Origin of the sequence: Sphingobium psychrophilum (assembly GCF_012927105.1) — a bacterium.
In the GTDB taxonomy this organism is placed as follows: Bacteria; Pseudomonadota; Alphaproteobacteria; order Sphingomonadales; family Sphingomonadaceae; genus Sphingobium; species Sphingobium psychrophilum.
This window is the reverse complement of the sequence record NZ_JABBFV010000017.1, coordinates 35,612-49,860: the sequence shown is the minus strand read 5'-3', so window position 1 is coordinate 49,860 and position 14,249 is coordinate 35,612. Positions and strand designations below refer to the sequence as shown.

The window sequence follows — 14,249 nt, the reverse complement described above, 5'->3', positions numbered from 1 at the left end:
TGTACATCTCACGGAGGAAGCAATGTCCGCGCTGGCCCTCATGTTTCGCCTCACGCGAATGATGGTCGACAAGCGCTTGGGCGTCCGTGACGCAGTCTTTATCGGAATGGCAGGGGAGGGGATCGGTATCCTCCTCCTTGTTGCGGGCCCTCTGCTGCTCAAGCATCTCGTCGATCGCCTCTCCCAGCCATTGCCACTGTCAGCGCCGCTGGTTGTCGCCGTGATCCTCTTTGCACTTACGGCCGCTGCCGCCGGCTTGGTCGCTGCTTTGCGTCATCACAGCACGACCCGCATCGTCGAGGCGATTGCCGGCGACCTGGCGCTGCAGCTTCTTGCCGCTCGCCTTCCCATCATGGCGAGGCACTCTGACGCCATGGGGGGGAGGATGCTCGGGCAGATCGAACGACTGCCGTTCAGCCTCCATCTCTTGATCGACGGCCTGTTATGGCAGGCCGTTCCCCTCATGGTTCAGATGGCGGTGGCCTTCTGCGTGATCCTGGCGGTCGTTCCCTGGATTTATGCGGTACTGATCGGCCTCCTACTCGCAGGCTATTGCTTCATCACCATGGTAGGGGCCGAGCGCTACCAGCATCAGGCTGTGACAGCGAATGAGCGGTCTGAAAGCCTGACGGCATGTATCGCCGATCTTCTGCGCAATGCTCCGCGCGTCATATTCAATGGCAATATGGACGCCGAGCTTGCGCGCGCAGCCCTGGTCGCCGGCGAGCGAGCAAAGGAGGCCGGCCGCGGCACCCGGTCCCTTGTCTCGATGGCGGCCGTGCAATGCAGCGCCGTGACGCTGGGCCTCGTCCTCCTTCTTGGTCTCGCAGTCCGTGACGTGCTGGCTTTCCGGCTGACAGTAGGGGACCTCATTTTGTTGCAGGCTTACATATTACGCCTTGTTCTGCCGCTTGGCGGCTTTGGCTTCCTGCTGAGGCAGGCGGGACGTGCCGTCGCGCAGATCCGCGAAACAATGGCCTTGATCGATGGTCATGCGCGATCGCCTTCATGCCCAGACCCACTGCCCGATGGTCCCGCGCGGGTCCAGCTTGGCGGCATCAGCTTTGCTTTTGACGGTATCAGGTACGTTGTTCGTGATGTCAGCGCCACTATCGAAGCTGGAAGCCTTACTGTCCTGGTTGGCGCTAACGGCTCGGGCAAATCGACTCTTGCTCGCCTCATCGCGGGATTGCTGGATCCTTTGGCAGGCAGCGTGGATGTCAACGGCATCATCCTTGCAGACGTGCCGCGCGAACACCGGCACCGGCATATCCTCTATATCCCGCAGCATATTGGGCTGTTTGCGCGTTCGCTTGGCGAAAATGGCCTCTATCCCCCGGCAGCATCAGAAGCGCAGCGCCTGCAGCGACGGCTCCAGGCGCTGCACTTTTACCCAGATGACCGTATGCCCGAACTCGACATGCCGGTCGGAGAGGGCGGTCACGGACTGTCTGGCGGCCAGGTTCAAAAGCTCGAACTCGCGCGGCTAGCGAGCGCGGCGGTGCCGGTCCTCATCCTCGACGAGGCGACCTCAGCGCTCGATCCGCAGAGCGAGACTGCTGCGATCAAGACATTGCGGCGCGAGCGTGCCCAGAGCACGATCATTCTTGTGACCCATCGTCGGCATATTGCCCGTATGGCCGACCACGTTCTCTTCCTCGTTGATGGCGCGCTACGTTGTGCAGGGACAGATGAGGCCTTGGCGCAGCGAGCCGATTATCGGAATTTCTGGCATCGAGCCAAAGGTGCCTGAACTCTCTTCGGGGATGATTGACAGGGGAATGCGAAAAGGCAAAGAATTAGGCCATGCACCATGGCTGTCCATCGGACGGCCCGCTTGCTCCGCGAGACGGCTTCGTCTCCAGGCACGGCACCGATCAATGCAATGGAACCGGCACGTCCCGGATTCCATATTTGTGTCCGGGCCTATTTTCGTATGTCGTTTTCACAGCATCGCCGCGCAGTCTGCCGCGCGCCTGGCAGTTCACCATATGCCACGCAGTGATGGCGGGAAGGCCAGCGCCGAGGGAGCGCAGCAAACACGCAGACGCATTCTCGAGCGGCTTTTCCGGTCCGAGGCACCTGGTCTTGCGCGTTTCGTTCGAAGTCGGATCGGGCGGACTGAAGATGTCCACGACCTTGTACAGGAGGCCTTCGTCAGTCTGGCTGCCGCGCGCCCGCAGATCCTGCTCGAGCGGCCGGAAGCCTATCTGCAACGGGTCACACGTAATCTCGTGTTCGAGCGCTTCCGCCGCGGCGCGCGGCCAGGACAACTGGTGCAAGCAGATCTGGACGAGGCGCTAGGCGTGGCCGTTCCCCCCGAACAGGAATGGGCTCTGGAGGCCGATGACGCGACCAGTCGCTATGTAACCGTGCTTGATACGCTTGGCCCCCAAACCCGCGAGATATTCCTCCTCCACAGGGTGGACGGACTGACCTACGGCGAAATTGCCGATCGGGTGAACCTCTCGATCAAGTCGGTCGAATATCATATGGGTCGCGCCCTGGCGCGGCTCCATCAGGCATTTTACGGGTCATGAGCAAAAAATCCACAGCGCAGCCGGGAGAGCCGGCACCCAACCCGTTGCTTGACGAGGCGATCAGCTGGTGCCTGCGCATGCACGGCGAGGATGCGGACCAGCACAGGGCCGCCTTCGAAGCCTGGCTCTCCCTCGGGGGCGTCCACCGTCAGGTCTATAGCGAGGTGAGCGAACTCTATGGTTTTGGCGAGAAGCTGCGCGGGGTCGATCTTGACCGCACCGCTGACCAAACGCAGGAACCAAGGCATGCATTTCACGGGCCCCGATGGAAGGGGCCTGCTCTGACGGCGGCACTCGCCATCTTCATGGGCATTGGTGTTTTCTACTTTGAGGGAAAGCGGGAGGCAGCTCCAGACCGACTGGCAAGACGTGCGCTCGGCGCGCCAGGGCAACTGCAGACGGCGCTGGGCGAGATTCGAACGATCCGGCTCGATGACGGGTCGATGGTGACGCTTGACACGGACAGCCTGGTCACCGTCGAGCCGGGGCGCTCGAACAGGCGGCTGCGCCTCGAGCGCGGCCGTATCCGCCTGGCCGTTGCAACAGCTTCCAGACCGTTCGTGGTCGCAGCTGGCGCGGGGACGATCACCACGCTTGGCTCCCTGTTCGACATTGGCTTGTCGCGCTATCAGGAGGTTGACATGTCATTTTTGCGGGGCACGGCTGAGCTTCGGACCGCAGGCAAATGGTCGGCTTTGAGACCCTCTAATGCTACCCGGGTCGCCAAAGGCTATCGCGCTAGCTACGGCCCGGATGGGCGAACGGCTATTGCGAAGATGGCGAGGGACGAGCTTGCGGCCACCGACTGGCCAAGCGGGCTCATGTCTTTTGACGGCGTGCCGCTGGCGCAGGTGTTGGGCCATGCCAACCGCTATGGCGTGGTGAAGATCATCCTCGCCGATCCCGCGCTTGGCCAGCGGCGTTTCTACGGCACGGTGCGCCTCAACGACACCCGTCGGCTCGCGGCCGTCATTGCGCACGCCTTATCCCTGCAGCTGCTCGAAGAGGGCGGGACGATCCGTTTGTCCCCGACATAAAAATCTTTCGTCCGGTTTAGGGTAGGGCCGGACTTTCACAATGTCCCCGTCAGAGCCCGCCAACACCGGGCCTGCCACAACTGGGGGACATTCCATGCATAACGCCCGTCATTGGGTGGCAAGCAGCCTGCTTGCCATCGCGGTCGCTCATACCCTTCCAAAGGCATCCGCGCGCGACGAGGTCAGCGCCCCTGTCATGATCGATTTGCCAGCGCAGCCGCTTACCAAGACATTGCTGGCGATCGGGACACTGACAGGAAGGCAGATCATTTTCCCAGGAGAAGCGATGGCTGGCCTGTCCGCGCCTGGGATTGAGGGGCGTCTCACCGCACCGCAGGCACTGGCTCGTGCCTTGATGGGGACGGGTTTTAAGGTCGAAATGGGTTCGGACGCCATTTACATTCGCCTTCCCTCCGGGGCTGCCGGGGGACAGGGAGCCGAGCAAAGGGGCGAAGCCATTGTCGTGACAGGATCGCGCATAAGGGGCGTGGCATCAGCGTCGCAGGTCTACAGCTATGAGACCGCACAGGCGCGAGACCAGGGGATCACAGACATGCGCGGTCTCGCAGCCGCAATCCCGCAGAATTTCACCGGTGGTCAAAGCCCAGGGGTCGGCAACGGTGCCGAGGCATCGGGAAGCAGAAACACGGATTCCTCAACCGCGCTCAACCTGCGCGGGCTTGGACCCGGCTCCACATTGACGCTGCTCAACGGTCACCGGCTCGCCTATAATCTCAGCAATCAGTCGGTGGATTTCTCCAGCATCCCTTTCGCGGCGGTAGAACGGGTCGAAATCATGCCTGATGGTGCGTCCGCGCTCTATGGTTCCGATGCGATCGGCGGCGTTGCGAACATCGTGCTCAAAAAGGATCTTCGCGGCGTAACGGCCAACGCCGTGCTGGGCGCGGCGACGGACGGAGGCTATTCCACCCAGAATTACAATATCGCCGCCGGCACGCGCTGGCGATCCGGCGGCGTGCTGCTGACGGGCAATTATGACCGCAACACGGAGATTGTGGCGGGGGACCGCAGCTTCGCTTCCGGCGTGAACGAACATCTCACCCTGTATCCCAAGATCGAAAGCTACGCCGTCGTCGGCAGTGGCCATCAGGATGTTGGCGAAAATCTGGTCCTCGCGCTCGATGCCCTCTATGCACACCGGGACGCCGTGCGCGCCAGCCCCTACACCAATAACGCGCCGGTCGAGGTGTCGGGGATCGTCTTTTCGACGTCCAGCTGGAATTTGAGTGTCGCGCCCTCAGCGACGCTTCGCATGAGCGATTGGCAATTCTCGTTAGTCGGCATCTATGGGCGTAGTCATCTCAGGAGCCGCTCGCACATTTTCCCCAGCTATTTCAGCAGCGCGGTACTGGAAAATGAGACGATCGGAAGCGAAATCGCGGGCGATGGGCCACTGGTCGCCATTCCTGGCGGCGACATCCGCCTCGCTTTTGGAGGCGGCTATCGGCGGGACGCCTTCATCTCGCGTGCGGCGAGCAATCCGATTGATGCACATCAGGAGAATATATTCGGCTATGCCGAACTCAGCATCCCACTGTCTTCGCCAGACCAGGAGATCCCTGGCTTCTATCGCACCTCGCTTTCAGCGGCCGTTCGTTATGAGGACTATCCCGGCATCGGAAGGCTCGCGACGCCAAAGCTGGGTTTCGTCTGGTCACCCAATGCGGATGTCGACTTCAAACTGAGCTGGGGCCGCTCTTTCAAGTCGCCGACCCTCTATCAGCGGCTCAATCCCGTTACCGTCTATCTGTTTCCCGGAAACCTCTACGGCGAGCGGCCGGGCGCTCCAGCGGGTCAGACGATATTGGCCGTCTATGGCGGCAATAGCGAACTGAAACCCGAAAAGGCGGACAACCTTTCCGCGAGCCTCGTCTTCCATCCAAGTCGGATACCTGGTCTCGATCTCTCGCTCAGCTATTTCAGGGTCAACTACCGGAATAGAATCGTCGACCCGATCTCGTCGCTGAACCGCGTGCTGATCGATCCGGTGTTTGGAAACCTTGTCCAATTCTCACCCACGCCCCAAGAGATAGCCGCGACGATCGCCATGGCACCGCTGGGCCTTGAAAATCAGACCGGATCCGGTGCTCCGTTCGACCCTGCAAGCGTCTACGCCACTATCGATGGTCGTTCGCAGAATGTAGCGAAGGACCAGATTTCAGGCGTCGATCTTAGCTTGAGCTATCGCTTCGATGCCGGAAGCCTGGGAACGCTCTCCCTCTTTAGCAACGCAACTTATCTGCGCTCCAGCCGCATCCTCATCGCGGGGATGCCGAAGATCGACCTTGCAGGCACCATTTTCAATCCTCCCCATTTCAAGCTGCGCGGCGGTGTGGGCTGGTCGCGCGACAGCCTGCTCGTGAATGCCGTGATCAACTATATCGGAGGCGTGAACGATAATCGGCGCGTTGACACCGTCGAACTCAAGGGCATGGCCAGCGTCGATCTGTCGGTCAAATATCATGTTGATGTCGCAGGTGGCGTCGATGTGCAGGTGAGCGCTCTCAACATCCTCAATGCCAAGCCTGATATCATCCGGAACTCGGGCAACTATATGCCAGTCGACAGCACCAACTACCCTACCATCGGCCGCTACATGAGCCTCTCGCTCACCAAGAGCTTCTGACGGTGCTGGCTCTTATGGCTGTCGCCGCGCTCGCCCTGTCCCAAGCGGCACCGCCGCCGCAGGCAGATCGATGCACAGAACGTCTGCACTGGCGTTCGGCTGCAGGCTCGACGCGACCTTCCGATATCGATGTCCTAGTGGAACTGCGCGATATCGGCGGACAGGCGGATGTCGAAGCGCCCTTCACCGTCTCGCCCGATGGAAGGAAGATCGCTCTGACTCTACGACGCGCAGACGCAGGACGGAATGACTTTTGCCAGGGCATTGTGATCCTCGATATCCGGTCCGGGGAGGTTAGTGCGCCCATCCTCATAGGAGGCGGCGTTGCGCTTAATCGTTACGATCTTCCCAAAATTCCCGATTTTTCAGGCGGGGTCCTAGCTGCCGTCATACCGCGCTGGTCACCTGATGGAACATGGCTGGCCTATACCGAGCGGCGCGATGGCATCGTTCAGATCATGCGGGTGGCAGTGGCCGGTGGAGAGCCTCTGCAGGTGACGCACTCGCCGGTGGACGTTCGGGATTTTTCCTGGAGCAAGGACGGCAAGGAGATCGAATATGCCACGCGGCCGGATGACCCATCCGCCGCTCAGGCTGTGATTGAAGAAGGAAAGGACGGCTATCGCTTTGACGGGCGTTGGATGCCCGAATGGCGCTTCTCGCCTTTCCCCAGGCCAACGGCGACCAGGCGCTTTGCCGTAGCGCTATCTTCAGGGGCCATAAGGGCGGCCGATGCTGCCACTGCGGGAAGCGTCGGACCAGGAAGCGCGATCAATGCGTCAGGCTTCGAGGCGCGCATCGCTTTTCGGACCACGGGTCTTATCAACGGGCCGAAATTTATCACGGCGTCTAGGAAGGGTGGCGAACGACTCGAATGCCGTGACGCCGCTTGCGCCAAGGCGCGCCAGCTCTGGTGGCGCGATGAGCGCAGACTGTTGTTTTCCAGCGAAACCGGACCTGCCGACAGCCTGACCGAGATTGTAAGTTGGGACCTCACCACGAACAAGAGGCGCCGCCTGCTCCTGACATCTGATCGCGTGGATGGCTGTCGGCCCTCCGCGGAAGGTCTGGTTTGCGCTGTAGAAAGCTCGACGGTTCCGCGTCGGTTGATGGCTATCGACTATGACACGGGCGCCGAGCGAGAGCTGCTCGACCCAAATCCCGAGTGGCGGGCGATCGCGCTGGGCGAGGTTCGTCGTCTCCACTGGAAAAACGATATCGGCCTCGAAAGCTTTGGCGATCTTGTCCTTCCACCGGGCGTGACCAAGGCGGCTGGCTTGCCGCTCGTCGTCGTGGGCTATCAGTCGCGCGGCTTTCTGCGCGGAGGCACGGGCGACCTATTCCCCATATTCCCTTTGGCCGCCAGAGGGTTTGCCGTGCTCGTCTACACGCGCCCTGCGTTTTTTGGCTATTTGAAGCCAGTGGAGACTCAAGCCGAGGCCGATCGCCGGGGCTTTGAAGGATGGGCGGACAAGAAGAGCGGCGCCTCCTCGATCCTGGCCGCAATTGCGATGCTGGAGAAGGAGGGTGTCGTTGATCCGAACCGCATCGGTCTTACCGGCTTTAGCGACGGCGTCGACAAGGCGACCTATCTGCTCATCCATCATAATGTCTTTCGCGCAGTCGCCATGGCCGGCTGCTGCAGCGATCCTTTAATGGTAAACGCCTCAATTGGCCCCTATCTCGCGAAAGTCGCCACGGCGGCAGGCTTTCCCGCCTATAAGGACCGCAACAGCGAGCGCGTTCGCGAATATTCCCTTGCGGCCAATGCTGCCCATGTCGACACGCCGATCCTGATCCAGTCGGCCGACCGCGAATATATGCATTCACTCGAGGTCGAGGCCGCATTTCGGCAGGAGGGCAAGCCGCTCAGCCTATATGTGTTTCCAGACGAATATCATATATTCTGGCAACCCGCGCATCGCAGGGCTGCCTATGCCCGCAATATCGATTGGTTCGAATATCATCTGCTTGCAGACGGCAAAGGTCCGCTGCCGCGCTCGCTTGCTCCGCTGGTGCAGCCGTAACAGGCGAGCTATCCGCGCTGATAGCGGCACCAGATTTCCGCATCGACAAGCTCTAACAGGCGCAGATAGTCCAGGTCTCGAACGGGAGGTTCGCGCTCGCAATAGCGTCTAACGGCGTCTGCATCGAGAATCTGTTTTTCGACGAGCATACCCTCGATGAGGAACGCCTTCAGGTCGTGGCGGTAGGTCTCGAAATAGCGGGCATGCATCTGGAGCGGCGACCCCTTGCTCCGTCGTTCTGCGATTTCGGGCGGGAGGGTGGACGCGGCCTGGCGGGCGATGGACCTGTCGATGCCGCCGTCACACCACATCCAGCTGGGGATGCTCAGACACGCCTCAACGATCGGTGCCAGGAGAAGGGGAGACAGGCCGACCGTCGATGCTGATCGCGGAAAGCGCTCGAGATAATTATGCGCCCTGATGATCACGGCGATATGGGCTGTCGATCCGCGAAGCGCATCGCAAGGCGCATCCAGCCAGGGATGGAGCTTTTGGGGAGCGGTCCGCTCCGCGACCGCGGCGGTGAGAAAGACCGGCTCGCGCGGCCAGGCATAGGCGTTCACTGGTTGAAACCGCGTGCGCAGCGTTCTTGCGACATGGCGTGCAAGATCCATATAGGAGGCCGATGTGATCCGTCTGAGGTCGGCAAGCATCTGCCAGACGCCAGCCAGAGAGGGACGAGCCTGGAGCAGATCGCCAAGCGCATAGGGCGGTGCCATGCCGCAAAAACTATTGTCTCCCCCAAATCCGCCCAAGACGGCGCCATGCCCGCCTAGATAGCTCTGATCGAGCAGCCTTGCGTTGATCAGCCCAGCGATCGTTCGATAGGTCGGCCGCGGCAGAAACATGTCAGACCGGCAACTGGTCGGAAAATCTGGCGCTCGATAAGGGACCGCTGTCAACGGTGCTTCGCATGTCCTGGCGACGATCGCGGCGAAGGCGCGTTCATCTCCATATGGATCGCCGTCGGTGTAGAATGTAAGAAGCCGCGCGTCCTTCGTGAACTGCGCTATCTGTGTGGCAACGATGGAGGAATCGAGGCCGCCCGAGACCGTGATGAGAGGGTGTGAATATCTGGCCGCAAGCGCCTGATGCACAAGGGTGAATGCGCTTTCGAGACGGTCGATCGCTTCCTCCACCGTCTCCACCGGTGACATTGCAGGATCCCAAGGAGTCCATGCGGCTTTCGTCTCGATCCCCTGCGCTGTGACGGTCATTTCTTCACCAGCGAGCAGTTCGTAGACCCCGGTCAGCCCCGTTCGGGCCGTGAAATGGTTGATGAACAGAAGCTCTTCGGCAACTTCCGTCCAGTCGATGTCCAGGAGACGTCGATCATAGAGGCGCAGCAGATCGACATCGGAGGCGACTATCCAGCCACCCTCATGTCGTCGATAATAGCAGGGCAGTTGTCCGGATGGATCGCGAACAAGGCTGACCTGTCCAGGCTCTGTGGCGTGGATGGCGACAAAAGCACCCCAGTGTCGGGCCAGAAGAGCTTTGGCCGGGTCATTCGTGTCGGACTCATCCGCCGTCGTCATTTCTCTTGGGAAGGCAAGGCCCAGGACGACATAGTCTCCTTCCGCTGGCTTTGAGACCTCGATCGGTCCGCTCACATGCAGGGAAAGTCCTTGTGCTTCCAGGACAGGGCGGAAGCCCGAAGGCGCCTTTTGGGGGATCGTTCCGACAGATTCTCTGTCCATCGCCATATCGATGAAGCAGATATAGCGGCCGCCCATATCAAACCGCCAGTATCGGCGAGAAGCTGCGCGCAGTCTCGAGATCGTCATTGACCAGCAGCCCGTCGAGCTGGACCCAGCAATGGGCCGAAAAAGGGGCCGTTCGCACGCCAATGACCAACGTTGCAGGAATGTCCCGGTCGAGCATGGCCATCATGAGGGCTGTCGAAATCGAGAGGCAGCGATCGTCAGTCGGGAAAAAGGGGCCAGTGCGTGCGAATGCCTGCGCCACCAGTCCCGCTTTGACCTGATCAGTGCGCGATTTTTTGAGGTTCCGTTTTCTTGCTTCCAGGCGGCCGATCACCCGATCGAGAGGCGCGATGCGGAGCCAGGCAATGGCATAGGCGCGCAAAAGAAGGGCGCGCGCAAAAAGCGCCCCCCCGGCTGACTGTTGTTGGCATGGGAGTTTGCCCTCCACCGCCTGGGGCCTGTCGGTCCTGGAATCGGCTTGAGGCGAACCCGGCTGCAGGCCAGCAGGGCCGAGCAGGTCGGCAAGTGCTGCCAGATCAGCGGCATTCTGCTCCCCAGCCGCCACGACACGCAGGAAGCTTCCATGCAAGACTCGTGGGACAGCAAAATAGCGGTCCTGTTCGAGGTCGAGAAGGATGATATCATCCTGGCAGATGGCGTGAACCAGGCCGGGCCGTAATTGCATGGACATGGAGAGCCTCCCCCTAGCCGGACGCGCGCGGACGCGCGTCCGGTGCCGATCACTCGGCGTTGAGGCCCATCTGGAAAATGCGCTGGGACGAGGGATCGTCCTGCGGTCCATTATTGTTGAGGCCCTTGGTCACGATCGTCGCCGCGCCGAGGTCGATGAGCTGGTGGCTGTCCTGATCCTTCTTCGTCATGTCATGCTCCTTGGTTGTACCGCCGAATCGCGGTTTCCAGAGCATCGCGCCAGAAGCGATTTTGATAAAATGGAGATGATCCGAAAGTCGGACAATGTTCCGCGAATATTTCGCAAATATCATGTGGTATCAGTAGTTTTTGGAACATAGCTGATATTTGATGGAAGCCGTTTGAGGGGAAGGGTGAGCGGCTTGCATATAGATTTTTGCAGGCGCTTTCCCATGACTATCAGTTCTCTTGGCCTCGCCGCGGCGAGGCTCGTCCATCGGCTTGGCGGCAAGTGGCAGACGCACGGCGCGATGTGTCACTGCCCCGCGCATGACGACAGGATCCCAAGCCTCTCGGTCCGTGTCGGCCACAGCAGCCTCCTGTTCAAATGCTTTGCAGGATGCGACACGCTCGATGTCCTGCGGGCGATCAGGCGCCTTGACTTGCGCGTGCCCGTGGGAAGGTCCGCGGCCTTTGACATGGCGCGCGCGATCGCGCCAAGGACGGGCGAGCTTGCCCGGTCGCTCTGGAACTGCGGCCACGGACTCGCCGACACGCCCGGCGACATCTATCTGCGCGCGCGGGGCATCGATGCCTGCTCGCAGGCGCTGCGCTGGCATCCACGAACGCCATTGGGCCGCGGCAGGGATGTGCAGTTTCGGCCAGCGCTCCTGGCGGGGATCGAGGCGCAAGAGAGGATCGTTGCGGTACAACGGCTCTTCCTGGAGCGCGATGGCCGCGCGCTCGCACATGATCTCAGCCGACCAAAACGGACCCTGGGCCGTCCCCTCTGCGGCGCTGTCCGCCTGTGCGAAGCAGGGCCGCGCCTCGGACTTGCCGAGGGTATAGAGAGCGCCCAGTCCGCGTCGATCCTTCTTGGGCTCCCCGTTTGGGCCGTCCTTGGCGCAGAGCGGCTTCATCAGATTCGCGTGCCCCCGGCGGTGGAGGAGATACTGCTTCTCCCCGACTATGATGCTGCAGGCCAGAGAGCCGAACGCCTGGCCCGTGCAACCTATCTTTCCCAGGGCTTCGCAGTCGAGACCCTATGGCCCTGGCGCGGCCATAACGACTGGAACGACGTGCTGCGGGAAGGGGGGAGGGAGAAAGTGAGCCGGGCGCGGATAGCGGTCTGACAGGCAGGCGGCTGCGCGTTCACGGAGAAACAGGATGACGACACCCTCCATCGCTTATGTGCTCGCGCGCGACTGCTTCAAATCGCCCGACAATGTGCGCACGCACAGCGACCCCTCGGCCGATGCCGAGCTCAAAGCCAATATCGCCGCCAGCGGCTTCCTGCTGGAAAATCTGATCGGCGTGCGTGTGAGCCGCGGCGCGCGCAAGGGGCAGGTCGAGATCTATGGCGGCGGCCGCCGACTCGAGGCCACCCGCGCCAATATCGACGAGGGCGCGCTCCATCCCGACTTCATGGTCCCCGCCCTTATCGCGAAAAATGCGAGGGACGCGATCGAGATGAGCCTTGCTGAAAATTTCTACCAGCTGCCGATGAATCCGGCGGACGAGTGCTGCGCCTTCCGGATGATCATCGAGCGCGAGAAGAAGTCGACCGCCGAGGTCGCAAAGCGCTTTGGTAAGACCGAAACCTTCGTGCTTGGGCGCCTGCGGCTCGCCAATCTGGCCGATCCCGTCTTTGCCGCCCTGCGCGCGCTCGAGATCACGATCGACGTCGCCAAGGCCTATGGGAGCACGGCGGACAAGGAACGGCAGGCCCGGGTCTTCGAGCAGGTGCAGGCGAGCTATCATCGCAACAATCCAAACGAGATTCGTCGGCTACTCGCCACAGGTTCATTCTGCGGCGCCGATCCCAAGGCGATGCTGGTCGGGCGCGACGCCTATATTGCGGCCGGCGGACGGATCGAGGAGGATCTGTTCACCGATGCCGGCAGCGAGATCTGGCGCGACGGCGAGATCGTCGAGAGACTAGCGCAAGAGGCGCTCGAGACAGCCGCGCAGGCGATCCGGGCGCGCGAAGGCTTTGCCGAGGTGCGCGTCGTTCCAGCAACGATGATCCCCTACAGCATGACCTATCAATTGCCGCGTGCGATTGAACCCGAGCCCGGTCCGCTCAGCCCCGATGCCGCCGAGCGACAGGTCGAGATCGAGGCCGAACTCGCGACGATCGAGGAAGCAGCGCAAGGTGCTGATGACTATTCGCCAGAGCAGGTCGAGCGCATCGAGGCGCTCCATGCCGAGCTCGTCGCCATGATGCCCAAGGAGGCCGCCCTGACGCCTGCCCAAAAGGCCGGTGCCATCGCCTTTGTGATGATCGATGCGGACGGTAAGCCCCGGCTACACGACAGTTTCTATGCGCTCGAGGACCTGTCCGCCGAAGACGACGGTCTCGATGATGACGATATGACGGACGAGGGCGGTGAGGATGACGCTGGCGGGCGCGATCCCGGTGCGTGGTACGAGGAAGGCGAGGCCGATGGGGCCATAGCCTATAGCGGGCGGCTCCGCGATGAGCTTGCGATGATGAAGACCGAACTGCTTGCGCTGCACGTCGCCAACGATCCCCAATTCGCGCTCGATCTCGCCATCTTCATCATGGTCGACAAGGCGCTCGGTACCGGCTGGACGGGCATGCCAAGCGAACTTTCCGCCCGGGCCGCGACAGCGCGGGTCCATGGCTATGAAAGCGACACCGCGGCCGCCAGGGGTTGGACGCAATTCGAGCAGGGGCTCGAACGGGCATGGCATGATCATGACACGATTGAGGCGCGCTACGACGCCTTCTGCGCGCTCGATGATGCGGCGCGCGCCGCCTGGCTCGGCTGGGCGGTCGCCCGCACGATCAATGCGGTTCCCGACGGCCACAGCGGCAGCAGCTTCCTCACCCATCTGGGTGCCAAGCTTGGTATCGACGCGGTGCGCTGGTGGCGGCCGACCGCGCGCAACTTCTTCGATCGGCTGACCAAGCCGATGATCCTTGGCCTATTCGAGTTGATCGGCGGCCTTGCCCTCAAGAGCCGCTATGCCAGCTCGCGCAAGTTCGATCTCGCCGTCTCGGCCGAGAAGCTCTTCGCAGGAGACGTCATCGCGGACGCCGACGTCAAGGCGCGTGCCTTGTCCTGGCTTCCGGACGAGATGCGGTTCGGACCGGACGCGGGGCCGCCCAGCGACGATGCACTGACAGGTGGGTTCGATGACGAGGGTGCCCGGGAGCCTGAAGCGGCGGCGCAATCGGGCGATGACGCCGCTTCGCCAGCAATACCGCAGGCGGCCTGAGCATCGAGACGAACCAGGGACCGCGCGCCGTCGCGGTCCCCGGCTTTTCTTAGCCCTCAGCAGCGGTGACGTCCGCTCAAACCATCGCCGGGAGGAAGGGGGGGAGAGCGTCAGGCGAGGGCGCCTGCGTCCTCTGTCCCCATTTCGGAGAAGATCATGACCCTGCCTCTATCCGC

Annotated in this window: 10 protein-coding genes; 7 read left to right on the top strand and 3 right to left on the bottom strand. The window is 61.8% G+C overall.

Translation table 11 applies throughout. The features are described 5' to 3' along the window. The first annotated feature begins 22 nt into the window (after positions 1–22). Genes HHL08_RS18950 through HHL08_RS18930 form a run of 5 tightly spaced genes read left to right on the top strand, consistent with a single transcriptional unit; the run spans position 23 to position 8,251 of the window. Positions 23–1,753 (top strand): ATP-binding cassette domain-containing protein, encoded by a 1,731-nt coding sequence (locus HHL08_RS18950; RefSeq protein WP_169574594.1) that lies wholly within the window; start codon positions 23–25, stop codon positions 1,751–1,753. After that, the gene (locus HHL08_RS26155) at positions 1,665–2,540 is read left to right on the top strand and encodes an RNA polymerase sigma factor (protein ID WP_328804693.1); all 876 of its coding nucleotides are present in this window, start codon (positions 1,665–1,667) and stop codon (positions 2,538–2,540) included. Before HHL08_RS18950 ends, HHL08_RS26155 begins: the two co-directional genes overlap by 89 nt. Then, positions 2,537–3,577: a FecR family protein gene (locus tag HHL08_RS18940; RefSeq protein WP_169574592.1), complete on the top strand. Its 1,041-nt coding sequence runs from the start codon at positions 2,537–2,539 to the stop codon at positions 3,575–3,577. Before HHL08_RS26155 ends, HHL08_RS18940 begins: the two co-directional genes overlap by 4 nt. Before the next feature lie 40 nt (positions 3,578–3,617). Then, positions 3,618–6,224 (top strand): TonB-dependent receptor, encoded by a 2,607-nt coding sequence (locus tag HHL08_RS18935; RefSeq protein ID WP_328804692.1) that lies wholly within the window; start codon positions 3,618–3,620, stop codon positions 6,222–6,224. Between the two features lie 14 nt (positions 6,225–6,238). Then, positions 6,239–8,251 carry an Atxe2 family lasso peptide isopeptidase gene (locus HHL08_RS18930; RefSeq protein ID WP_235955144.1) on the top strand — a complete coding sequence of 671 codons (2,013 nt, stop codon included), beginning with the start codon at positions 6,239–6,241 and terminating at the stop codon, positions 8,249–8,251. 8 nt (positions 8,252–8,259) lie between these two features. On the opposite strand, the gene HHL08_RS18925 is transcribed toward HHL08_RS18930, so the two are convergent. Genes HHL08_RS18925 through HHL08_RS18915 form a run of 3 tightly spaced genes read right to left on the bottom strand, consistent with a single transcriptional unit; the run spans position 8,260 to position 10,838 of the window. Then, on the bottom strand, positions 8,260–10,101 hold the full coding sequence (locus HHL08_RS18925; protein ID WP_169574589.1) for an asparagine synthase-related protein: 1,842 nt from the start codon (positions 10,099–10,101) through the stop codon (positions 8,260–8,262). Further along, positions 9,989–10,648 carry a lasso peptide biosynthesis B2 protein gene (locus tag HHL08_RS18920; protein WP_169574588.1) on the bottom strand — a complete coding sequence of 220 codons (660 nt, stop codon included), beginning with the start codon at positions 10,646–10,648 and terminating at the stop codon, positions 9,989–9,991. The genes HHL08_RS18925 and HHL08_RS18920 overlap by 113 nt, the downstream gene beginning before the upstream one ends. A 49-nt stretch (positions 10,649–10,697) precedes the next feature. Further along, positions 10,698–10,838, bottom strand: a complete 141-nt coding sequence (locus HHL08_RS18915; protein ID WP_169574587.1) for a hypothetical protein — start codon at positions 10,836–10,838, stop codon at positions 10,698–10,700. Between the two features lie 222 nt (positions 10,839–11,060). Here HHL08_RS18915 and HHL08_RS18910 point away from each other — a divergent pair, with 222 nt between their 5' ends. Both HHL08_RS18910 and HHL08_RS18905 read left to right on the top strand, forming a co-directional pair. After that, positions 11,061–11,960, top strand: a complete 900-nt coding sequence (locus HHL08_RS18910) for a DUF7146 domain-containing protein (RefSeq protein ID WP_096063459.1) — start codon at positions 11,061–11,063, stop codon at positions 11,958–11,960. 34 nt (positions 11,961–11,994) lie between these two features. Next, positions 11,995–14,073, top strand: a complete 2,079-nt coding sequence (locus HHL08_RS18905; RefSeq protein ID WP_169574586.1) for a ParB/RepB/Spo0J family partition protein — start codon at positions 11,995–11,997, stop codon at positions 14,071–14,073. Positions 14,074–14,249: the final 176 nt, after the last annotated feature.